We start from the raw sequence: 21,037 nt of genomic DNA, 5'->3' as shown, positions 1-21,037 counted from the left end.
GCTTGGGTTAACGGATCGGAAAAACCTTCTTCTATATCGTTTATTATCCGAATAAGCTGATGAAAAGTTTGATCGAAAAACAGAGTCAAATCGATGTTCTAACCGCCAAAAAATGCTTTATAACCAATAATGCCGTATTATGTAAACTCTTACTTAGTTTAACTGCAGAAATTATGTAAAATATAACTTGGTTCATTTGACGTCAATTATTTCTTTGTAAAATATTAAATAAAAATGTTATTCTAATTATTGATGGTTATGAAAGTGGTGATGGGTTTGGATCAAGAAAAAACGAGTCGAGAAAATAGTGAGAATCAATCCGGATTTATTCGAATTAAGAAGTTCCATTTTGTCATGCTGTTATTTTTCACTGTGTTATTAACTGCGGGAATTACAACTTTTTCCCTGGCATTCAGGAATGAGAAAGCAGTGACTGCCGGTGCAGAAAGAAGTGAGTTTGAAAAGTTGTATACAGCATATGATACGCTTAAAGAATCCTATTATAAGGAAGTTGATAAGCAGCAACTTATAGACGGTGCAATAAACGGAATGCTTGAATCACTTGGAGACCCTTATTCTGATTATATGAATGAGGAAGAAGCAGAGAGTTTTCATCAAAGTATTTCTTCGTCTTTTGAAGGAATAGGGGCTGAAATCCAGGAAAAAGATGGACAAATTGTCATCGTTTCGCCGTTAAAAGGCTCTCCGGCAGAAAAAGCAGGATTAAAACCGAATGACATTGTCGTTTCTGTAAACGGGAAGAGCCTTCAAGGCATGAGCTCCACGGAAGCTGTCACTTTAATCCGAGGCAAAAAAGGAACAAAGGTTGAATTAATGATCAAACGCCCCGGAATCGATGAACCGATTAAAATGCCGATTGTTCGGGACACAATTCCTCTTGAGACCGTTTATGGCGAAATGCTGGAAGATGGGATTGCCAAAGTACAAATAACGAGTTTTTCGGAAAATACAGCGAAAGAGCTTATCGATGTTTTAAATGATCTTCAAAAGCAGGGAATGAAAGGCCTTGTGTTGGATTTAAGACAAAATCCAGGAGGACTTTTAGATCAGGCTGTAAAAATTTCAAGCCTGTTCGTTCCTGAAGGAAAAGTTCTCTTTAAAATCGAAGACAGAAAGGGAAATATTCAAGAGCAGAAAGCATCAAATAATAACAATCCGGATATTCCGCTTGTGGTCATCATTGACCAGGGAAGTGCCAGCGCTTCAGAAATTTTTGCCGCTGCTGTAAAGGAATCAGCAAATGTGCCGCTGGTCGGCCAAAAGTCGTTCGGTAAAGGAACCGTACAGAGAGCCCAGGATTTTTCCGACGGGTCGAATATGAAATTTACAACGGAGAAATGGCTGACACCGAAAGGCAACTGGATCCATGAAAAAGGCATAAAACCTGATTATGAAGTTGCCCTGCCTAAATATGCTTCCTTGCCTTATATTAATCCTGATCTGGAACTGAAGCTTTCATCAGCGTCTACACAAGTAAAGGCAGCACAACAAATGTTGAAAGCTCTCGGTTATGATCCGGGCCGTGAAGATGGATTTTTTGATGAAAAAACAAAACAGGCTGTCATCTCATTCCAGAAAGATGAAAAACTTGAAGCAAATGGAATATTAACCGGCCAATCAACACTCATATTAATGGAGCGGCTCAGGGAAAAAACTGAAAAAAATGATACACAAGTACAAAAAGCTGTCGAAGTTTTAAAACAACAAATGGGGTCTTAAACAAAGAGTCTGACTCATAAGGGTCTGATACCTTCCAACAATAACAATTTATCGAACGGATCTTATTCCTGTTTAACCATAAATTGTTTGGAAGGGGTCTGACCCTTTTTGTTTTCCGTCGAATAGAATAATCGGGATTGCCTAACAATGAAAGTAAGCCATGATTTTGAGGTGAATGGTGTAATGGCGCGAAAATGCATCACGATAATATTGATGTTCATTCTTATCACCGGCTGCCAGATTGGCAAGTTTTCAGGGCAGCAAGAAGAGAACATAAATTCCGGTATGACAAAAAAGAAAACAGGCGAAGAAAATTTTTATTTGCAAAACGAAACGGACAGCGATCAATCTGTTCCGAATTTGTCCCCTTTTCGCCTGTATCAGGAAAATAAAAATATTTTGTTGATAGGGATTGACAGCCGCGGGGAAAGAAAATCAAGATCCGATGCCATTATGATTGCCCGATATGAACCGAAAGAGCAATCATTAAAACTGGCATCGATAATGAGGGACAGTTATGTTCAAATCCCAGGAAAAATAATTCAGTACAGCAAACTTAACCATGCGTACTATATGGGTGGTCCAAAATTATTGAAAGAGACAATTGAACATAATTTTGGCGTAGAAATTGACAATGTTGTAACAGTCGATTTTAAGGGGTTTATTAAACTGATGGATACCCTTGCCCCAAATGGAATCGAGGTAAATATAACAAAAGAAATGGCGGATGACATGAACCTGCCTTTTGAGCCGGGCCGGCAAATCCTCCGGGGAGAAGATTTGCTCTCTTACGTCCGGTTTCGCCATGACAGTGAGAACGATTTTGGTCGCGTCAATCGCCAGCAGGAAATTTTAGTTTCCCTAAAAAACCAGGCAGTAGAACAGCTTAGTTCTGTTGAAGGAATCACGAAACTGCCGAAAATCATTTTGGAAACGTTTCAATACGTGGAGACAGATCTGCAACTTGAAGATATGTTATCACTGGGTGCAACAGCTGTTCTAAAACCTGTGAAAGACGTGAAAACATTAAGGATTCCTGTTACTGATGGATTTACGAATCAAACTTATGAACATGCTGGTGCAGTTTTACAGATACACTACAAAGAAAACGTTGAAGAAATTCAACAATTTTTTAACGAAAAAAGTGGCTGACTCAACAATGCGTCAGCCACTTCGTTTTGTACAAACCACGAAGCCGAATTGAATTTTCACCTGCAATATATCAAATAGTTTGTAACCACACAGGAAATCCTATAAAATGTGACTTTAGAAGAAGGGTTCGCTTCAATAGGAGGTAGAGCGAGGTGATAACTTGAAGCAAATCTTTCAATTGGATGACAAATTGAAAACAGAAATCATAGAATTTGAAAAAAGCTGCGAGCAAATTTGCATGCGTCAGCAGAAAAAATTTGAAGACCTGTTCAAGAAGAAAGGGAAACGATTGACAGTTGAACTTATACGTGAAAAAAAGGGAAAAATAGCTGCCGCTAACGAGATTTTCGAAGAAAATTATGAATCTTATATAGAAACGGGCATTGAGGAAGATGGAGAATATTTTCCGGATGCTTATATTCCAGTTTGGAAATGCAAAAAAGATTGGTTCCAGACAGTTGGCTATGTGAATGAGGATCCGCCATCTGCCATTGAAACAAAACTGGAGAAAATGATTTTGGAAATGCTTGAAGAAGCGTAATAGAATAGATTATAGTGCAAGGATGGAATGAAATAGCAGAAGTCAAAAAGAGTGAATGATTTGTCGGCTTTTTAAGGACGTGAAAGGATCGATCATTTTGAAAGAAAGTCAGATGGTTGAACTTGAGAAACTGCTGCGGACAGTTTATCGAAAGTTGAGACAGGAAATTAATTCTATTATCGGAAGAGAGGTCAGCCTTAATGAGTTTATGGTCTTAAAATACTTATATGTTACTGACCATGCCAAAGCTTCTGATCTCTCGAAAGAATTGAATGTATCAGCAAGCCATATCACTTCCGTTACGGATTCTCTTGCAAAAAAGGGGCTGATTATTAGACGGAGGTCTGATCAAGACAGAAGAATTGTTGAAATGGTTTTGACGGATTCCGGAAAACTGCTCGTTAAGGATCTTGAAGAAAAAAAATCTGCTTATTTGCAGTCAAAATTCAGCCAATTCAGCGAGCAGGAACTTTCTGACTTTATCCGGTTATTTCGAAAATTAAATGAGTGAAAGTTTGAATTGTTTCTCCCCATTCAGGAAAAACTCTAAAAAGAATTTTGAAGCAAGGATTGAGTGGGGCGAATGAAAAATTTTTTCTTATTTGGATTCATCATTGTGGTGCTGGCTTTTCAGCCTTCTTCCGTGTTTGCAGATAAAAAACAATCGGTTGAAATGCTTTCGTGGAAAGAAGCTAAGGAACTGATACCTAAATATAGCGAGTTTATTGTTCACGATTTAGAAACACGAATTGAGTTTAAAGTGCAAAGAAGAGCGGGGAGCGCACATGCCGATGTACAGCCGTTAACCCCAAAAGACACAAAATTAATGAAACAAATATACAATGGAAAATGGAGCTGGAAACGAAGGGCGATTATCGTCAAGCAAGGAAAAAGGCGAATTGCTGCTTCCATGCACGGGATGCCTCATGGGGCGGGAGCATTGGAAAATAATTTTCCCGGGCATTTTTGCATTCATTTTTACGGAAGCACGACACACCGTACAAGTCACATGGATTTATCTCATAAATTAATGATTTTAAAAGCAGCAGACAGGCTCCAAGCTTACTTATCAGGCGCCAGCCCCAATGATGTGATATCCGCCTATATTGCCGGATTTAAACAGCAGGATGAAAACATCGTAAAAACCATTTCACTGCAAAAGATAAAGTGGAAAAACTTCCTTCCTATGATTGAAAATGCCGCCCTTTGCCGCATGCCTGTTTTATATGCTGAAGATGTTAAAGATGAATTGGCTTTATCAGTTCCTGTGGAAGTGGAGTGGTTTGTAAAAGGCGAAGGAAAAAGCAAGTTCAAAGGAATGATTCATTTGGTTCGTTTTTCTCCATATGGTCCATGGAAAATTGATTCAATCTCTTTTCTTACTGAAAACCATTTTATCTCTTTATAGCAAAATCCCCCTGCATTTTTTATCAGGGGGATTTCCTAAATGAATGTAGCTTTCCAAAGTATTAGAGTGGTCTGACCCTTCCTCATTCTTCATCTTCCGGCTTGCTCCTGCATTATTTTTGCTCTCCAAACTTGATAAACGTTCTTTCGTCCTCTACAAGGCCGCAAGCTCCGCATTGAACTTTATATTCCGGGCCATTGTACGGAATATGAAAAGGATCAAGGTTTTCATTGGAGAATTCCTGAATCACTTCGCCTGTATGAGGATCCATTTTAACCGAACGAGGAACTTGATTGATGATGTTGAAGCGGCTGCGGTTCGTTTTGCAATTTGGGCAACGGTATGGCGTACTCAAATATGATTCTCCTTTCATTAATAGTTTTAGTCTATTTTTTGCAATATAGCTTTAAATTATGTAAAAATACGACATAGGGTTAGGAGGGATTAAATTGGATTACGGCTATTTATTAAATCAATATAGATCCATTTGGAATAACCGTCTGTTGAAATCAGACGATAGCAGTGAGGTAATCCTTAATGAAGCGATTAAGAGAGAATTATTGGATGAAAACTCTCATCCACGGGTAAGAAGGCCGGTTCATGAAAAATTCTATTTGGCAGTTAAAAGAATTGCCGAATCTTCGCTAAATGAAGAAGATAAACTAGCGTTAATTACACTACATATTCAAGTGATGGAAATGATTAAACAGTAAACAAGGCTCCTTTTTAAGGAGCTCTTTTCTCATAAAAAGATTCAAAGAGATTTCACAGTTTTAACACAAAAATTCTATATAATGAGGCAAGAATATGAATGATGACTGGTGAAATATATGAAATCACTGTTTAGAATGGCAATCGTAATAATGTTATGTATACTTACTTCGTGTTCAGACAATTCCTTTCCGAAGGTTCCGAAAAATGTGTCACTATTGGTAAGCGTCAACATCAAAGACAATTCAATTTCGTTTATTGATCTCTCGTCTAATAAGGAAATTGAGCATTGGAAAATGGAAAAGCCTTATATTGGCGGAGTCATTTTACCTGATGGTGATACACTGCTCCTATATGGCAAACAAAGCGCTACAGTCGATCTTTATTCTTTGTCGAAAGGGAAATTAATCAACCAATGGGAAACAGGTGAAGGAATCGTTGCGGCAAAAGTTTTAAAAAATGGCAAAGAAATTGTGTTTGCAGATCAAAATCAAGATGCTGTCAGATTTTTTACTATTGACGGAGAAGAGAAAAAAACGGTTCGAGTTAGTAAAAGCCCTTTAACAATCATAGAGGGGGCAAAAGAACAAAAGCTTTATGTGATCAGCTTCAACCAAAAGGACTTAACGGCCATCGATTTACATAATAAAAGCGTCAGCAAGCATTTTCCGATTCATCCCTCAGCCGCTGTCGGGGCTTTGCTAAGGGAAGAAAAAGATGAAATCTGGATTGGCGGACATGGCGAAGGTTCTCAAACCGAAAAAAATATACATATATACAATGTGCATACGGGAAGGTTGTTAAGAACGATTCCCGCCCCGTTGATGCCTGTGAATTTTCTGGAAGTTGATGATTTCATATATGTATTGAGCCATGGAACAAATACACTTTATAAAATAAGTCCTGAAGGCCGTTTAGAAAAGCAAATAAAAGTTGGTGCAAACCCATTTGTCATGGAATCTTTTATGAAAGACCTCTTAATCGCAGGCTATGACAGCAATGATATTCACTTCGTAGATAAAGACAACTTAACGATTAAGGAAACAATAAAAGTCGGGAAAGGGCCGTTTACACTGATTTTGAGGGAGAGACACGGACAATGAGCATCATTCGTATATTAGTGATTGACGACGAAGAGGATATGAGAAATTTGCTTCATATGTACCTTGAAAATTCAGGCTTTCACTGTTTTGAAGCATCAAACGGGACGGAAGGACTTCAAGCTGTCAAAACTCTTTCACCTGATCTCGTGATCCTCGATATTATGATGCCTGATGAAGACGGCTTTCAAGTTTGTAAAAAAATACGAGAATACTCTTCCGTTCCAATTATATTTTTATCAGCCAAAGGGGAAGAATGGGATAAAGTAAAAGCATTAAAGCTTGGCGGGGATGATTATATTGTCAAGCCGTTCAGCCCCGGAGAATTGATTGCGAGAATCCAAGCGGTGATTCGAAGAGCTGGAAATGTCATGAGTGAGCAGGAAAAAATGACGATTGGCCCGATTACAATTGATAAAAAAGCCAGGCGTGTGACCATATCCGGAAAAGATGTTCCATTAACTTTAAAAGAGTATGAATTGCTGTTGTATTTGTGCTCTCATCCGTCACAGGCATTAAGCAGGGAACAATTGCTTGAACATGTATGGGGAATTGAATACGAAGGTAGTTTGAGAACCGTTGATACTCATATTAAAACATTAAGAATGAAACTTGGTGCACCCGATTGCATACAAACCGTCTGGGGGATTGGATATAAATTTGAGGTGCCCGGCAAATGAAGTTTTTTAACGGCAGTCTTGTAAAAAAACTATGGTTTACAATTACGGCGGCCATTCTCATTACGATTCTTTATTCCTATTTTTTATCCTACTTTTTTTATGAGCGGCTTTATGTTGACAACGTGGAGAAGTCACTTGTCGAAGAAGGGAAGCGGCTTGCTCTAGACTATAAGGGCGGACCTTTGACGGAACAATTCATCGAGAAAATTGAATGGTATAGCACTAAAACAAATTATGAAGTGTTAGTCGTGAACAATCCGAGAGAGCTGAGCGCGTGTCTTCCTTTTGAAATCGATTATCAAACACTTATAGGGGAGGAAGAGCGGGAACAGCTTTTAAAAGGGAAACCTGTTAAAAAGTCCGGTTATGAGGAAAGATTTGACAGAAAAATACTTGCGGTGATTATCCCGTTAATGGATCAAAACCGGCTTGAAGGAATTATTTATTTATATGTGCCTCTGGCAAAAATATCAGAGCTGACGAAAGATTTTGTTTTTGTGTGGATCATTGCGGGGTCTGTATTTGCACTGGTTGCTGTCCTGTTAGGAACAAAATGGATTGGCAGATTGACAAGACCGTTAATCGAAATGAAAGAAGCAGCCAACAGAGTGTCACAGGGAGATTATTCTGCAAGAATTCATCTTCAGTCCAATGATGAAGTCGGGCAGCTTGCCAATGCATTTAATCATATGTCAGCCTCGATCCAGAAAGAGGATGAGCGAAAGAAAGAATTTATTGCCAATGTTTCACATGAGCTGCGGACGCCAATCAGCTACGTTAAGGGATACAGTGAAGCAATTGTATCAGGAATTGTTAAAAATGAGGAAGAAATGAATAAATATTTACAGCTCATCCATCGGGAAGCAGGCAGAATGGAACGCCTTGTGTATGATTTATTGGATCTTTCCAAACTGGATGCCGAAGAATATAAGCTTAATAAAATTCCGATTCCACTTGCACAAGTTATCGAAGACGCCACCCAAAAATATTTGCCTATTTTAAAGGAAAAAGGAATTCAATTACATTCTAATTTTGATCCGGATATCATCATAAACGGTGAGGCAGAGAGAATGGAGCAAATTGTTCAAAATTTGATCGATAATTCGATCTGTTATACAGAGAAAGGAGGGACTATTTCTATTATATTGTCGGACGATCCTGAAGGCTGTAAATTGGAAATAGCCGATACGGGGACAGGAATCCCTCCGGAGGATTTGCAGAAAGTAACACAGCGGTTTTATCGTGTGAATAAAGGAAGGTCGCGAAATGACGGCGGAACCGGACTCGGGCTTGCAATCGTGGAGAAACTCGTTCATCTCCATAGTGGAAAACTGACAATTACAAGTGAAATCGGGAAAGGCACGACTGTAACAATTGTTCTGCCTTCCCTGGAGATATAAAATTATAAAAATTATGCGAAAGTAGGGATTTGACGATGAAAAAAGCGGTGTTAATTTTTTCAATGGTTTTTGCGTTTATTTTAGCCGGATGTTCAAACAACAATCAGCAAAAAACGGAAGAAGAGCCTCAATTCTTGGATGTCAAGCTTTCAGTAAATCCTGAAAAGGCAAAGGTAAATGAGCCCGTTACTTTTGAAGCAAAAGTAACATACGGAGATGAAGAAGTAACCGATGCAGATGATGTGAAATTTGAAATTTGGCGGGCTCATGATAAAAATCATGAAAAAATCGAAGTAAAACACGCTGAAAACGGTATTTACCGCCTTGAAAAAAGTTTTGACAGGGAAGGAACCTATTATATTATTTCCCATGTGACAGCGAGAAACATGCATAATATGCCGAAAGTTGAATTTGTCGTCGGACAGCTGAGCGAACCGGAGGAAGATTCAAATCATTCGATGGAAATGGAACATGATATGGAAGATGGCGAAAGTCATAATCATTAATGCGAAAGCGGCCGAATATGGCCGTTTTTTTCTCCCCTATTTTGAAATTTATTGGCCATCGCCATGTCCTTTTGCCTTCTTTCTTTATATATAACGAGTGGAAAGAAGTTGGGGCAGAAAACAAGTGTTGAATTTCGCTCTGGATCATGTTCAAGGGAAGGTTATGAGCATTTATTTTGATAAATGAGCCTTCGTTTCGAAAAATGAGCCTTTATTTGAAAATATGAGTCTTTATTTCGATATATGAGCCTTCATATGAAAATATGAGCTTTCATTTCGATATATGAGTCTTCATATGAAAATATGAGTCTTCGTATCAAAATTGAGCCGTTATTTCGATATATGAGCTTTCATACGAAAATATGAGCCCTTATTCCGAAAAATGAGCCGTTATCAGAATTTTTGTGCCCTCATTCCAATATATGAACTTTCATTCCGAAAATAGAGCCTTTATTTCAACGTTTTTCAAACTTCCTAGTCAGCACCATGTCCTTTCACCTTCTTCCTATATATATAAAGTTTGAAAGGAGGTGAACGGGATGGCACAGGAAATATTGACGGAGTCAAGGCTTCGGCTTATTTTTGAGATTGGTATGGATGGGAAAGGCGAGCCGATTTTTAAAACAAAAACATTTAACAATATTACAAAATCGGCAACGGCTGACCAGCTTCATCAGGCTGCCCAGGCAATCGCGGCACTTAGCGCCGATCTCCTCAGCGGGGTGGAACGGAGCGACAGTTCTCAAATCATCGGTTAATTTGAAAAAATAATTGGAAAAGGGGGTGACTAAAAAATGGCAAAAATACTGGAACTTGAATTTATTACAGATACAGGAAAGAATGCCCGATTGTCCATTGACAATCCGAAAGAACCGGTTGATGCGAATACAGTTAAGCAATCGATGGCACAAATTATCGCCTCAAACGTATTTGTATCATCGAACGGCAGCTTGTCAGCCATTAAGGGGGCAAAAGTCATTGAACGAAATGTAACCGAGTATGAAATCTCTTAATAGACAAAAGAGCCGGATTCAAGTCAGAATCCGGCTCTTTGACTAAAAACTTGCATGAGTTTTAAACTCCCAACCATAACATGGAAATAGCTTTCATTATAAAACAGAACCAACATAATAAGGCGGTGTGAGCGAAGCAAAGCTCTAAATAGTTATAAAGCTTAACAAGTATCTTGCTAAAAGATATGTTGGCATTTCTATTTTGTTTGCGTAGCTCCGCCCCTTTTCCACAGAAAAAGAAAGGAGAAGGTATGATGGAACAGGTCATTCCTTTCATAAGCGAAGTCGGCTTTCCGATTGTTGTCACGTTATACTTGCTTCACAGAATTGAAGCAAAGCTCGACAGTGTCATTCAATCGATTCAAAGCCTGCCTGATCGATTGTATGAACGCTAATGATCGATTCAATCCACTCCAAAAGAAAAAATAAAAATTTTCATGAAATCTACTTTTTTCACCATTAATAGAGGACTGATTGCGAAACAGCGAGGTGTTTACACTAGTAGATTTTAAAAGAGATGGTGAAGCGGATTTTCCACAAACGAATTTTCTAAAACCTCCACTCTAATTATGTGGAGGTTTTATTCATTCTCTTAATTTCATTTTTACTTTTGTAAAACGAAAGTAACAAATGTAAAACGAATCTGCTTCTCAAAAACCTGTCAACCTAAATCTATTAGTATATGTTTGGCAAGAAAGATAATCATTTTCCACTAGTAGAAATTTGATACATTGAATGAAGATTCACCGTTAGCTTTAAAAAACCTTTAAATTATAAAGGTTACAGCGTTATTTATAATGATTCTTTTCTTGTAATTTCCCGAAACTACTTCCGAAACGATAAAAATGTAAATTTCTCCCTCTATTATTACAAAAATCGTATGTTATGATGAGTTTGCAAGTTAAACAGCACTAGAAACCAAACAACAGGGAGGATTTCATAGATGAAGAAAAAAATGATCTTTTCAGTAGCAGCTGCAGCAGCATTATTAATGTCAAACCCGGTAGTAAATAAGGCGGATGCCGCTTCAAATTGTCCAACACCAGTCCAAACAAAAGTTTACTATCAAACTGGAAATCTCAATAACGAGCAATTAAATGCAATTCTTCAAAAATACCTACAAAACTGTAACATTCAATGGAATGCACCAGTATACAAGCCAGTACAGCAGCCTGCCAAAGTGCAACAGCCGGCTGGCCAAACTCAACAACCTGCAAAAGCACCGGCAAAACAACAACCTGCACAAAAACAAGCAACACCTGCAACTTCTCAATTAAGTGCTTTTGAACAAAAAGTTGTAGAACTTACAAACAAAGAACGTGCAAAATATGGCATTCCAGCATTGAAAGTTGATGCACAATTAAGCAAAGTGGCACGCGAAAAATCAAGAGACATGCAGGCAAAAGGCTACTTTAGCCACAACAGCCCAACTTATGGCTCACCGTTTGATATGATGAAACAATTCGGTATCACATATCGTTCTGCAGGAGAAAACATTGCAATGGGTCAGCGTTCACCTGAAGAAGTAGTACAAGCTTGGATGAACAGTGACGGACACCGCAAAAATATTCTTAACTCAAGCTTTACACACATCGGAGTTGGCCATGTTGCAAATGGCAACTACTGGACTCAAATGTTTATCGGAAAATAATATTCCCTTAAAGAACAGCCATAATTCACCGGCTGTTCTTTTTTTATTATGACTTATCTGTGACATCAATTTCGGAAAACTGCATGTCGATGCTTTTTGGGATTTTTATTTCCAACATGCCGTCTTTATGACTTGCAGTAGCACCTTTCTTTTTTACGAGTGCAGGTAATGTTATCGTGTGCTTATCATTGGAATTCGGAATATGCTCAATAATCATTTGATTGGAAGTATGATACAACCTCATTTTCTTCAGCCAATCTTCTTCTATTATTGGAATCCTTACGAAAATATGGTCATGGGTTTCAAATACAGACGATTGGAGCTGATCCGGATTTGCAGAAGCATGTGCAGCGCTATCTCCTGTATGAAATTTATTGAGGAAATCAGAAGGGTTGACCATTCCCTGCATATTTTGCGGCAACATCTTACTCAACATATCCTTAACATATTTTTCAATTTCTTCAGGTTTCATTTGCTGCATCATATTTTTCATCTCTTTGTTAAATGGAAACAGATTCCATGGAAACATTCTTTTCACCCCTTCACAACAATCATTCGCCGTATACATCTTTTTTCTTTAATTTATGCACGAAAAAGCCTACCCGTTAAGAGAACTTCTGAATTATTTGCAAATCGGCCTTGAAATTTCATATAGTATGGGTAAGGAAAAATAATAATAGAGCGGGGTATCTTTGTGAGAGGAAAAACTGCTTTGATAACAGGAGGAGCTGCTGGGATTGGAAGCCGGACAGCTGCAGAACTCGCCGGAAAAGGGGTTAATTTAATTATTAACTACCGAACGAGCGAGGAACGGGCCGTTGCATTAGCCAAAAAATTGACTGAAAGGTACGGAACGAAAAACATTCCGATAAAAGGAGACATTTCAAAAAGGAATGAATGTGAAAACTTAATTGTTGAAGCTTTTAAGGAGTTTGACTGTGTGGATATATTCATCCATAATGCAGGTCCATACATACATGAACGGAAGAAGTTGACGGAATATTCATTTGAGGAATGGGACTATTTGATTCATGGAAATTTAAGTGCAGTATTTTATTTGTCGAAACTTATTATACCTAAAATGAGAGAAAACAAATGGGGAAGAATCATTACGATCGGTTTTGACCGTGCAGAGACAGCTCCTGGATGGATTTATCGGTCGGCATTTGCAGCAGCAAAGACCGGTTTAGTTTCTTTAACGAAGACAATTGCTCTCGAAGAAGCTGACAACGGCATTACTGCGAATATGGTCTGCCCGGGAGACATAGTCGGTGAATGGAAGGAAAAAGACATTAAGGACGCGATCAATGTTGCAGATTCTTATACCCCGGTAGGGAGACCGGGAACAGGAGAAGATATCGCCAGAGTTATTTCTTTTCTGGCAGATGAAAATTCAAGTTTTATTACCGGAAGTATTATTTCCGTAACCGGCGGGAAAGATGTTCTCAGCAAAATTTATTATGAATAATCGGCGGTAAGAACGAAGATTTTGGAGGTTAGGACGGGGTTTCTGCAGTTAGAACTGGAATATTAGCGGTAAGAACGGGGATTTCGGCGTTTAGAACTGGAATATTTGCTGTAAGGATAGGGATTTTGGCAGTTAGTAAAAAAAAATTTGCGGTAGAACGGCAATATTGCAATTTCAGAAATAACCGGCTGTATTTACACAGCCGGTTTTTCTGTACGATCGATTATTTTTGATGCAATGGTTTAAATTTTTTCTTCTGGATATAGTAAAGCCTGCTTCCAAGGCAAGCAGCACCTGTAGCCAAGCCGCTGATTAATCCGATCCAGTAGCCGAATGCTCCCCAGTCAGTATGATTGGCAAAATAATAGCCTAACGGAAGCCCAATGATCCAATAAGAGACAAGCGTCATTAAAAATGTAATGTTTACATCTTTATATCCCCTTAATGCACCTTGTACCGGAGCCTGAATGGCATCTGACAGCTGGAAAAACATTGCATATAAAAGGAAATGGGCTGTTAATTTTAAAACATCCGGATCATTCGTATAGATTCCAGCAATGTCATTTCTAAAAAGAAGCAATACAAGCCCGCAAACAAAAGCCATCATGACAGCTAAGGAAACACCTAGCCAGCTATATTCTTTCGCGTCTTTGTACCGCTCGGCTCCTACTTCAAAACCAACCACGATTGTAAGTGCCATCGAAATGCTTAGCGGAACCATATATAACAAAGATGAAAAGTTCAGTGCGGATTGATGGGATGCAATCGTAGCCGTGTCAAATTTGCTCATGAAGAGAGTAACGGCTGCAAATATGCTTGTTTCGAAGAAAATGGAAAATCCGATCGGAACGCCAATTTTTAAGATTTCCTTCCATTTGCTCAAAGAAATATTGTAAAGCCGGCGGAATACAGCAAAACCGGAAAAAGGTTCGTATTTTATGATAATAAAAACAGCAATAAAAGTAATTAACCAGTACGTAATCGCCGAAGCATAGCCTGCCCCCACTCCGCCGAGTTTCGGAAAACCGAATTTTCCATATATCAATAGGTAGTTAAAAACGGCATTGATCGGCAGAGCGGTTAAGGTTACAAACATTGTTACTTTTGTTTTTCCAAGTGCATCGATAAAGGAGCGGAGCACGGTATACACAAACAAGGGTACCATGCCAAAGCTTAATGCAAATAAGAATTCTCGGGCTATCTCTCTGACATCATTTTCAAGCTTCATTCCGTTCAGGATAGGATTTAAAATGAGAGCGCCAACTGCATAAACAATGAGCGCCATGAATATGGCCAAAAATACTCCTTGAATAACAGAAAAGGATACTTCTTTTTTGTTATTCGCTCCGACAAGCTGGGAGACGATCGGGGTAATGGCCAGCAAAATCCCGCTCATCCCTGTAAAAACGGGAACCCAGAGGGAAGAGCCGATCGCTACCCCGGCGAGATCTTGCGGGCTGTAATGGCCCGCCATCGTCGTATCAAAGAAAGTCATTAAATACATGCTCAGCTGGGTGATTAAAATCGGGATTAAGATGTTAATTAATTGCTTTAATTTTTGTTTTTTAGTAAAGGTTTCGTTCATTTCTCCATCCTCTTTTTCTTTTCGTATACCGAAAGATTATAACACATCTTTTCAAAAAGAAATGGAACAATGAACCGCACTTCACTTTGACGCTTTAAAGCAGAGCGGGCCAGACCCTCAACGCATTAACGCTTTAAAGCAGAGCGGGCCAGACCCTCAATGCTTTAACGCATTAAAAAACGCTCCGGGGATCCGGAGCGTAAATATTTTTTTATTAAGCTTCCATCAATTGTGACGATTCTTGGTGAGGTGTACCGCTTCGCTTTACGTGAAGGGTATATTGGTCTTTCGATATTTCAAATAAATTGTAAATATTCCCTGCAGCATTTAATTGTTCAAATAATGATTTTCTGGTTTCATTTGCAGGAATTACATAAGGCAGCTTTTCCGCTGCTTTTTGAGAGCGAACGTTTTCCTTTCGAATCCGCATAAAAATCGTTTCGATCCCCAATTCATAAAAGAGCTCTTCAAAAAAAGCATTTTTAGCCATCTTGTTATAGCCTTTTCCATGGTACGGTTTTCCCAGCCATGTTCCTAAAAAACCGGCATTATCCTCAATATCAAACAAGCTTATCGTCCCAATTGGAGTGCCCCACTCGTCAAGAATCGTCCGTGAAATGATTTCACCGCGTTCTTCTGCTTCAATTGTCTGTTTTGTAATAAAAAGATACTCTTCATAAGAAGATGCTTTTTGACGCACAAACGGGAAGACATCCGGGTGCGTCATAAGATCGTACAAAGCATGGCAATCTTGCAGATCTCGCTTCTTGAGCATTTTTATCCCTCCAATATGAGGACAGTCCAACCCCATACCAAATGAGGATTTGGCCCACCCTCGAAATTTTTTGTAATGTTGCTAAAAAATTTCGGGGTGGGAATCGAACCCACTAGAACCAGGTAACCTGGTGGCGCACCATTTGCCTTCCCTAGATCATAAGTATTATTCTAATAAAATATTTCCTTCGAATTAAAAACATCTTACTGAACGTATAATACTAAAAAAAAATCAAAAAGGAAATGGGTATTTTGTTAATTTTTTGTGGATATTTCTTAACAAATTTCTACAATAATTTAACTTTCTTGATAAACAATATTCCCATTTATCATTGTCCATTTTGGTTTTGCAAGAAAATGAAATGGATGGTGGTTCCATAATACGAGATCTGCATCTTTTCCTTCTTCAATGCTGCCGAGACGGTCATCCACTCGCAAGTTCCGGGCAGCAGTAAGCGTAATTCCTTCAAGGGCTTTTTGCTCGGATAATCCTTCGCGGACAGCGACAGCAGCACATATATTTAAATATTGAATGGGAGTATATGGATGGTCGGTTGTAATGGATACTTCAACGCCATGGTTCGTAAGCTCCTGGTAGGTTTTCCAATTTTTATTTTTCAGCTCCACCTTCGATCTTCTGGTCAATGTTGGTCCAACAGAAACCTTTAAATTTAAACCGGCAAGCTCTTCGGCGACAAGATGTCCTTCTGTACAATGTTCAATTCGTAGATCCAGGTTAAATTCTTCTGCAAATCTAACAGCCGAAATGATATCATCTGCACGGTGGGCATGGATTCTGACAGGAATTTCCCGTCTTAATGCTTTAATGAGAGGGGCAATCCGAAGGGAGTCTGGATCTTCCGCTTTTTTTGCTTCATGAAATGCTTCGCGCAACATTCCCATAATGCCCATTCTTGTTATTGATTCTTTATTGCCATGACTGTGAATCCTTTTTGGATTTTCCCCAAGTGCAATTTTTAAGCCGGCTGTTTCTTGAATTACCATATTTTTAATATTTTTGCCTGCTGTTTTTATAACAGAAGTTGTTCCTCCGATTACATTGGCACTTCCGGGCATGACATGTACGGTCGTGATCCCGTATTTAACAGCGTCAGAAAACGCAGGATCAAATGGATATACTCCATCGATTGCCCGAACATGGGGACTCATTGTTTCTATCGTTTCATTGGCATCATTTCCAGCCCAGCCAGTTCCCTCATCATACAGGCCTAAATGTGTATGGACATCAATAAAGCCCGGAAACAAATATTGCTGATGGCAATCAATGATTTTCACATCACTGTCTGTTTCAAGATTAGTGCCGATTTTTGCTATTTTTCCATTTTCTATGAGAACATCGCCGTTTTTGATCGGTGATGAAGAAATCGGATAAACAATTGCATTTTTTAATAATAGCTTTCCCATGAGTACCTTTCCTTGTGTTCAAAATTTTTTCATTCTTTCTATTTTATCAATTTCGTGTACAGGATGGGAATGTTTTTTGAAAAAAATTGTTCAGGCATTCGCCTGAACAATCATTTTGCTTTCTAAAAAATATGGAAAAACTGAAGAAACAGAACAGTGAACCCGAGAATCCACACATACACTGCAAAAATTTTTAAAGATTTCTTTTTGAGAAAATCGATCATCCAGACAACAGCCGCATAGCCGAATAGTGCTGATGTTATCGTTGCAACGAGCAGGCTGCCAAACGATACAGCTTCAATATGGCCGCTTGCCATTTTGGCAAATTGCAGAACGATTCCCCCCGCAATGGCCGGAATGGATAGTAAAAAAGAAAAATAAGCTGCGGTTTCACGGTCCAATTTTCGAAACAACCCTGCGGCTATTGTTAACCCGGAACGGGACACGGCAGGGAAAATGGCCAAGGCCTGAAACGAGCCAATAAAAAAAGCATCGCTTAATCTGATATTTTCCATTTTTTTTGCCCCGTTGTTGATTTCATCTGCAATCCAAAGAATGAAACCTGTGAATAAAAATTCCCAACCGACCGTAACGCCTGTTTTTGAAATCGAATCAAATAAATGGCTGAATAAAAAGCCGACAACCACGGCGGGAATTGTTCCAATGATCAGCAGCATGGATAGTTTTCCGAAGGGATTTTTTATGATTTTTTTTAATTCGTTTTTGTAAATAACAAGTACTGCGAGCAATGTTCCGACATGAAGCATCGTGTCAAGAAACAGCCCTGCTTCATCAAGCCCAAACAGATGCCTTCCTAAGTATAAATGACCGGTGCTTGAGATAGGCAAAAATTCTGTTAAACCTTGTATGATTCCTAGGATAAATGCTTCCAGTTTCGACATCATCGTGAATCACCCTTTTGTCAATTCTGTTTATATCCATATGTATTCAAGTTGTCCAAAACAAGAACAGGGAATTGGGTTTACGTAATATGCGGCCGGAAAAAGATAATTGCGAAACTTTTCAAGTAACTGTACGTAAATTAAGTTAAGAACTTATATTTTTTATTAATGGAGGAAGGATAAATGGAAGGAAAAATGCCGACAAATGAGGAAAGACTTTTGGCTGCAGCGATCTATGTAAGCAGCTTTTTTACAACTTTTATCGGACCGCTGATTATCTGGCTATTAAAGAAAAATGAATCATCTTTTGTGGATTACCATGGAAGGGAATATTTAAATTTTTTAATTTCTTACGGGGTTTATTCAATCATCAGTATTTTGCTTATGCTCGTCTTAATTGGATTTGTGACGATATGGATTGTTGGGATCTTAACGGTTGTCTTTACGATCGTTGCAGCTATTAAAGCGTATGAAGGGAATGAATACCGAATTCCGTTCGTATTTAGAATTTTATAAATAAAAATCGTGCCCGGTGCATGCTTCTGCGCCGGGCTTTGTATGTGCGCCGGGCATGTCCACTAACTAGGCGGTGAAAGTCCGCTATGGGCGTTGGGATATGCGAACCATTAGCCGAAGGCAAGGGTGTCCGCGGTGACGCGGAATCTGAAGGAAGCCCTAGGCAAATCCTTGGTCTGAGGTACACGAATCACATTTGAGGTTCTCATTTCAGGACGAGTTTGCATAACAAAACAAAGTCCAAAATATCCCCGGATGGAATGGGAATAAATGTGGCAGATATATGAGGAGAAAGTGAGTGGACTTACCCCGGGAGGTCTCCTGGTACCCCTAGAAGGAACCTACTTAGCGATAAGTAGCTGAACCAAGAGAAGTCAGCTGAAGTCATAGTATTAGTCCTGGTGGACTAAGAAGGACGGAACGAAAGGAGCGACTGTGCTAGAGCTATTTACAAGGGAACGAAGAAACAGCCAACATTTCAATAATGGCTATGTAAAGATAGAAGGTTCGGAAAACTGAATATCTCTATATAGCGTGGAGTTCTCCTTGTTCAACCTCGATAGCATGGGAACAATATGGAATCACAAGAAAGCTTAATTGATAGGATATTAGACCCTGACAACCTGAATAAAGCCTTCAAGAGGGTTAAGAAAAACAAAGGAGCAGCCGGTGTCGATGGGAAAGATATAGAAGCTACTCACCTTTACTTGAAGGAGGAAGGATATAAACTTGTCCAACTCATAAGAGAAGGGAAATACAAACCAAAACCAGTAAGAAGGGTTGAAATTCCAAAGCCTAACGGTGGGAAAAGAAAGCTAGGCATTCCGACCGTCACCGACCGCATTTTCCAACAAGCCGTAGTCCAAAAACTTACGCCCATATTTGAGAAACAGTTTAGTCCCTATAGCTATGGTTTCAGACCAAACAGAAGCGCCCACCAAGCAATTGAGCAGGCAAGACAATATATCGAAGATGGATACAACATTGTGGTAGATATAGACTTAGAAAAATTTTTTGATCGGGTTCAACATGATAAACTCATGTCCTTAGTCGCTAAAACAATCACAGACAAACCAACTTTGAAACTCATTAGAAGATATTTACAAGCTGGGATTATGGAAAATGGCCTGGTAAAGCCGAACATAGAAGGAACCCCGCAAGGAGGACCGTTAAGTCCGCTTTTGAGCAATATCATGTTGAATGAGTTAGATAAGGAATTAGAACGAAGAGGACTTCGGTTTGTCAGATACGCAGACGACTGCAATATCTTCGTCAAAAGCATGAAAGCGGGAGAAAGAGTGAAAACAGGAATTTCTAAGTTTATTGAGAAGAAGCTCAAACTGAAGGTCAATCAGGAGAAAAGCGCAGTGGGAAAGCCGAGTGCACGGATATTCTTAGGAGTAAGTTTCTATCGGAAACAGAATGAGATAAGGGTATTCGTGCCACAGCAAAGAAAGGAAAGGTTTGAAACAAAGTTAAAGAAATTAACCAATCGGAACTGGGGCGTCAGTATGGAAGAACGAATCCAGAAGATAAACCAATTGGTACAAGGCTGGGGGAATTACTTTAAAATTGCAGATATCAAGACATACGCAATTAAAACTGATTCACACATCCGTCGTAGGCTGAGGGCATGCCGATGGAAAGAGTGGAAAAAGGTCAAAACGAAATACCGAAACCTGTTAAAACTCGGTATTTCTGAGGAGGAAGCATGGAAAAACGCTAACACCCGGAAAGGATATTGGCGAATTTCCAACAACCCTATCATTAATCTTGCCTTAAATAATCGATATTGGCAAGAGCAAGGTTTGAAATCCCTCGCAACTGTGATTTCATAAACTTTCGAACCGCCGTATACGGAACCGTACGTACGGTGGTGTGAGAGGTCGGGGGTTAGCCACCCCCTCCTACTCGATTTTAATTATTATCATGGAAACGCCCTCCGTCTCTGTTACATCTATATGAAGATTTGTTAATCAATGATTATAAAGCATTTCTTTTTAGGTTTAAAAATCTAATCGAAGCAATGAATGCTCGTGATGACCAGAACGTCGCTGTAAGAAGCGTTAAAGTATGAAACCAACTCCAACGTCTGCTGTATTTTATTAGTTGAGTATTTTTGGCAAGCCAATAATGAATGACTGTCATCGGTGCACTTAAAATAAAAACGCTTAAAATTGTTTTCAGTGGTTTCCATTTATTTGTAAATTGGCTATAAACCACACATAACAATGGGAATAATACATAATCAAATACAATATTTGTGTTAAAAGCCTTTGGAAAATATCTTACTGGGTATTTTACTATTTTTTTGTTTGCTACAGGCAAATCAGTCAAGGTGGAAAGAAGTGTTTTGAATAAATAAACAAGAAACCAATCTTTTAATGGTCCTTTGCGAAATAATAAAGACCAGCCTGCGATCCCCATACCGGTTGATATGTGTAATAAAGTTTTATCTCTCATCG

General features: G+C 39.0%; 24 protein-coding genes. 17 read left to right on the top strand and 7 right to left on the bottom strand.

What is annotated here, in order from left to right; genetic code table 11:
- Positions 1-252: 252 nt before the first annotated feature.
- The 5 genes from C0966_RS07835 to C0966_RS07815 all read left to right on the top strand — a co-directional run bounded on the left by C0966_RS07835 (position 253) and on the right by C0966_RS07815 (position 4,841).
- Positions 253-1,740 carry a S41 family peptidase gene (locus C0966_RS07835; protein WP_425535939.1) on the top strand — a complete coding sequence of 496 codons (1,488 nt, stop codon included), beginning with the start codon at positions 253-255 and terminating at the stop codon, positions 1,738-1,740.
- Between the two features lie 147 nt (positions 1,741-1,887).
- Entirely contained in the window at positions 1,888-2,892 is a 1,005-nt protein-coding gene (locus tag C0966_RS07830; RefSeq protein ID WP_274854717.1) for an LCP family protein, read from the top strand.
- 160 nt (positions 2,893-3,052) lie between these two features.
- Positions 3,053-3,433: a hypothetical protein gene (locus C0966_RS07825; RefSeq protein ID WP_274854716.1), complete on the top strand. Its 381-nt coding sequence runs from the start codon at positions 3,053-3,055 to the stop codon at positions 3,431-3,433.
- A gap of 97 nt (positions 3,434-3,530) precedes the next feature.
- Positions 3,531-3,944, top strand: coding sequence for a MarR family transcriptional regulator (locus C0966_RS07820; protein ID WP_342456725.1), 414 nt, complete (start codon positions 3,531-3,533; stop codon positions 3,942-3,944).
- A 72-nt stretch (positions 3,945-4,016) separates the two neighbouring features.
- Positions 4,017-4,841, top strand: coding sequence for a hypothetical protein (locus C0966_RS07815; protein WP_274854715.1), 825 nt, complete (start codon positions 4,017-4,019; stop codon positions 4,839-4,841).
- Positions 4,842-4,953: 112 nt separating this feature from the next.
- Here C0966_RS07815 and C0966_RS07810 read toward each other — a convergent pair whose 3' ends face one another.
- Positions 4,954-5,196, bottom strand: a complete 243-nt coding sequence (locus C0966_RS07810; RefSeq protein ID WP_274854714.1) for a DNA alkylation repair protein — start codon at positions 5,194-5,196, stop codon at positions 4,954-4,956.
- Positions 5,197-5,290: 94 nt separating this feature from the next.
- Here C0966_RS07810 and C0966_RS07805 point away from each other — a divergent pair, with 94 nt between their 5' ends.
- The 9 genes from C0966_RS07805 to C0966_RS07765 all read left to right on the top strand — a co-directional run bounded on the left by C0966_RS07805 (position 5,291) and on the right by C0966_RS07765 (position 11,902).
- On the top strand, positions 5,291-5,554 hold the full coding sequence (locus C0966_RS07805; RefSeq protein ID WP_274854713.1) for a hypothetical protein: 264 nt from the start codon (positions 5,291-5,293) through the stop codon (positions 5,552-5,554).
- Between the two features lie 294 nt (positions 5,555-5,848).
- Entirely contained in the window at positions 5,849-6,655 is an 807-nt protein-coding gene (locus tag C0966_RS07800; RefSeq protein WP_274854711.1) for a YncE family protein, read from the top strand.
- Positions 6,652-7,332 carry a response regulator transcription factor gene (locus tag C0966_RS07795; protein ID WP_274854710.1) on the top strand — a complete coding sequence of 227 codons (681 nt, stop codon included), beginning with the start codon at positions 6,652-6,654 and terminating at the stop codon, positions 7,330-7,332. Before C0966_RS07800 ends, C0966_RS07795 begins: the two co-directional genes overlap by 4 nt.
- The gene (locus tag C0966_RS07790; RefSeq protein ID WP_274854708.1) at positions 7,329-8,732 is read left to right on the top strand and encodes a sensor histidine kinase; all 1,404 of its coding nucleotides are present in this window, start codon (positions 7,329-7,331) and stop codon (positions 8,730-8,732) included. The genes C0966_RS07795 and C0966_RS07790 overlap by 4 nt, the downstream gene beginning before the upstream one ends.
- A 35-nt stretch (positions 8,733-8,767) precedes the next feature.
- Complete coding sequence (locus C0966_RS07785) at positions 8,768-9,238, top strand: FixH family protein (RefSeq protein ID WP_274854706.1); 471 nt, start codon at positions 8,768-8,770, stop codon at positions 9,236-9,238.
- 539 nt (positions 9,239-9,777) lie between these two features.
- On the top strand, positions 9,778-9,996 hold the full coding sequence (locus C0966_RS07780; protein ID WP_274854704.1) for a DUF1659 domain-containing protein: 219 nt from the start codon (positions 9,778-9,780) through the stop codon (positions 9,994-9,996).
- A gap of 36 nt (positions 9,997-10,032) precedes the next feature.
- A complete protein-coding gene (locus C0966_RS07775) occupies positions 10,033-10,251 on the top strand; it encodes a DUF2922 domain-containing protein (RefSeq protein WP_274854702.1) in 219 nt (72 codons plus the stop codon).
- Between the two features lie 254 nt (positions 10,252-10,505).
- A complete protein-coding gene (locus tag C0966_RS07770; protein ID WP_274854701.1) occupies positions 10,506-10,646 on the top strand; it encodes a YvrJ family protein in 141 nt (46 codons plus the stop codon).
- Between the two features lie 548 nt (positions 10,647-11,194).
- Positions 11,195-11,902, top strand: a complete 708-nt coding sequence (locus tag C0966_RS07765; RefSeq protein WP_274854700.1) for a CAP domain-containing protein — start codon at positions 11,195-11,197, stop codon at positions 11,900-11,902.
- A gap of 46 nt (positions 11,903-11,948) precedes the next feature.
- Here C0966_RS07765 and C0966_RS07760 read toward each other — a convergent pair whose 3' ends face one another.
- On the bottom strand, positions 11,949-12,431 hold the full coding sequence (locus tag C0966_RS07760) for an Hsp20/alpha crystallin family protein (RefSeq protein WP_274854699.1): 483 nt from the start codon (positions 12,429-12,431) through the stop codon (positions 11,949-11,951).
- Positions 12,432-12,596: 165 nt separating this feature from the next.
- Between C0966_RS07760 and C0966_RS07755 the strand changes: the two genes are divergently transcribed.
- Positions 12,597-13,370: an SDR family oxidoreductase gene (locus C0966_RS07755; RefSeq protein ID WP_274854698.1), complete on the top strand. Its 774-nt coding sequence runs from the start codon at positions 12,597-12,599 to the stop codon at positions 13,368-13,370.
- 223 nt (positions 13,371-13,593) lie between these two features.
- On the opposite strand, the gene C0966_RS07750 is transcribed toward C0966_RS07755, so the two are convergent.
- The 4 genes from C0966_RS07750 to C0966_RS07735 form a co-directional block, all read right to left on the bottom strand.
- Positions 13,594-14,955: an MATE family efflux transporter gene (locus C0966_RS07750; protein WP_274854697.1), complete on the bottom strand. Its 1,362-nt coding sequence runs from the start codon at positions 14,953-14,955 to the stop codon at positions 13,594-13,596.
- A 214-nt stretch (positions 14,956-15,169) separates the two neighbouring features.
- Positions 15,170-15,730 (bottom strand): GNAT family N-acetyltransferase, encoded by a 561-nt coding sequence (locus tag C0966_RS07745; RefSeq protein ID WP_274854696.1) that lies wholly within the window; start codon positions 15,728-15,730, stop codon positions 15,170-15,172.
- Positions 15,731-16,026: 296 nt separating this feature from the next.
- Complete coding sequence (locus C0966_RS07740; protein ID WP_274854695.1) at positions 16,027-17,154, bottom strand: amidohydrolase; 1,128 nt, start codon at positions 17,152-17,154, stop codon at positions 16,027-16,029.
- Positions 17,155-17,276: 122 nt separating this feature from the next.
- Positions 17,277-18,056, bottom strand: coding sequence for an undecaprenyl-diphosphate phosphatase (locus C0966_RS07735; RefSeq protein ID WP_274855735.1), 780 nt, complete (start codon positions 18,054-18,056; stop codon positions 17,277-17,279).
- A gap of 183 nt (positions 18,057-18,239) precedes the next feature.
- Here C0966_RS07735 and C0966_RS07730 point away from each other — a divergent pair, with 183 nt between their 5' ends.
- Entirely contained in the window at positions 18,240-18,572 is a 333-nt protein-coding gene (locus tag C0966_RS07730; protein WP_274854694.1) for a DUF4870 domain-containing protein, read from the top strand.
- Positions 18,573-19,147: 575 nt separating this feature from the next.
- Positions 19,148-20,410 (top strand): group II intron reverse transcriptase/maturase, encoded by a 1,263-nt coding sequence (ltrA, locus tag C0966_RS07725; RefSeq protein WP_274853983.1) that lies wholly within the window; start codon positions 19,148-19,150, stop codon positions 20,408-20,410.
- 145 nt (positions 20,411-20,555) lie between these two features.
- On the opposite strand, the gene C0966_RS07720 is transcribed toward ltrA, so the two are convergent.
- Complete coding sequence (locus C0966_RS07720; protein WP_274854693.1) at positions 20,556-21,035, bottom strand: CBO0543 family protein; 480 nt, start codon at positions 21,033-21,035, stop codon at positions 20,556-20,558.
- Positions 21,036-21,037 lie beyond the last annotated feature (2 nt).

The sequence above is a fragment of the Bacillus methanolicus genome (assembly GCF_028888695.1).
In the GTDB taxonomy this organism is placed as follows: Bacteria; Bacillota; Bacilli; order Bacillales; family Cytobacillaceae; genus Bacillus_Z; species Bacillus_Z methanolicus_B.
The sequence above is the reverse complement of the archived record's forward strand: the minus strand, read 5'-3'. Positions and strand labels throughout refer to the sequence as shown.

Bases quoted from the DNA above. Each gene is read 5' to 3' on its own strand.
- ltrA (WP_274853983.1), top strand. From the start codon at position 19,148: ATGGAATCACAAGAAAGCTTAATTGATAGGATATTAGACCCTGACAAC.
- C0966_RS07815 (WP_274854715.1), top strand. From the start codon at position 4,017: ATGAAAAATTTTTTCTTATTTGGATTCATCATTGTGGTGCTGGCTTTT.
- C0966_RS07795 (WP_274854710.1), top strand. From the start codon at position 6,652: ATGAGCATCATTCGTATATTAGTGATTGACGACGAAGAGGATATGAGA.
- C0966_RS07740 (WP_274854695.1), bottom strand. From the start codon at position 17,154: ATGGGAAAGCTATTATTAAAAAATGCAATTGTTTATCCGATTTCTTCA.
- C0966_RS07835 (WP_425535939.1), top strand. From the start codon at position 253: ATGGTTATGAAAGTGGTGATGGGTTTGGATCAAGAAAAAACGAGTCGA.
- C0966_RS07720 (WP_274854693.1), bottom strand. From the start codon at position 21,035: ATGAGAGATAAAACTTTATTACACATATCAACCGGTATGGGGATCGCA.
- C0966_RS07790 (WP_274854708.1), top strand. From the start codon at position 7,329: ATGAAGTTTTTTAACGGCAGTCTTGTAAAAAAACTATGGTTTACAATT.
- C0966_RS07745 (WP_274854696.1), bottom strand. From the start codon at position 15,730: ATGCTCAAGAAGCGAGATCTGCAAGATTGCCATGCTTTGTACGATCTT.
- C0966_RS07800 (WP_274854711.1), top strand. From the start codon at position 5,849: ATGGAAAAGCCTTATATTGGCGGAGTCATTTTACCTGATGGTGATACA.
- C0966_RS07780 (WP_274854704.1), top strand. From the start codon at position 9,778: ATGGCACAGGAAATATTGACGGAGTCAAGGCTTCGGCTTATTTTTGAG.
- C0966_RS07775 (WP_274854702.1), top strand. From the start codon at position 10,033: ATGGCAAAAATACTGGAACTTGAATTTATTACAGATACAGGAAAGAAT.
- C0966_RS07760 (WP_274854699.1), bottom strand. From the start codon at position 12,431: ATGTTTCCATGGAATCTGTTTCCATTTAACAAAGAGATGAAAAATATG.
- C0966_RS07765 (WP_274854700.1), top strand. From the start codon at position 11,195: ATGAAGAAAAAAATGATCTTTTCAGTAGCAGCTGCAGCAGCATTATTA.
- C0966_RS07770 (WP_274854701.1), top strand. From the start codon at position 10,506: ATGGAACAGGTCATTCCTTTCATAAGCGAAGTCGGCTTTCCGATTGTT.
- C0966_RS07730 (WP_274854694.1), top strand. From the start codon at position 18,240: ATGGAAGGAAAAATGCCGACAAATGAGGAAAGACTTTTGGCTGCAGCG.
- C0966_RS07830 (WP_274854717.1), top strand. From the start codon at position 1,888: ATGAAAGTAAGCCATGATTTTGAGGTGAATGGTGTAATGGCGCGAAAA.
- C0966_RS07750 (WP_274854697.1), bottom strand. From the start codon at position 14,955: ATGAACGAAACCTTTACTAAAAAACAAAAATTAAAGCAATTAATTAAC.
- C0966_RS07735 (WP_274855735.1), bottom strand. From the start codon at position 18,056: ATGTCGAAACTGGAAGCATTTATCCTAGGAATCATACAAGGTTTAACA.
- C0966_RS07785 (WP_274854706.1), top strand. From the start codon at position 8,768: ATGAAAAAAGCGGTGTTAATTTTTTCAATGGTTTTTGCGTTTATTTTA.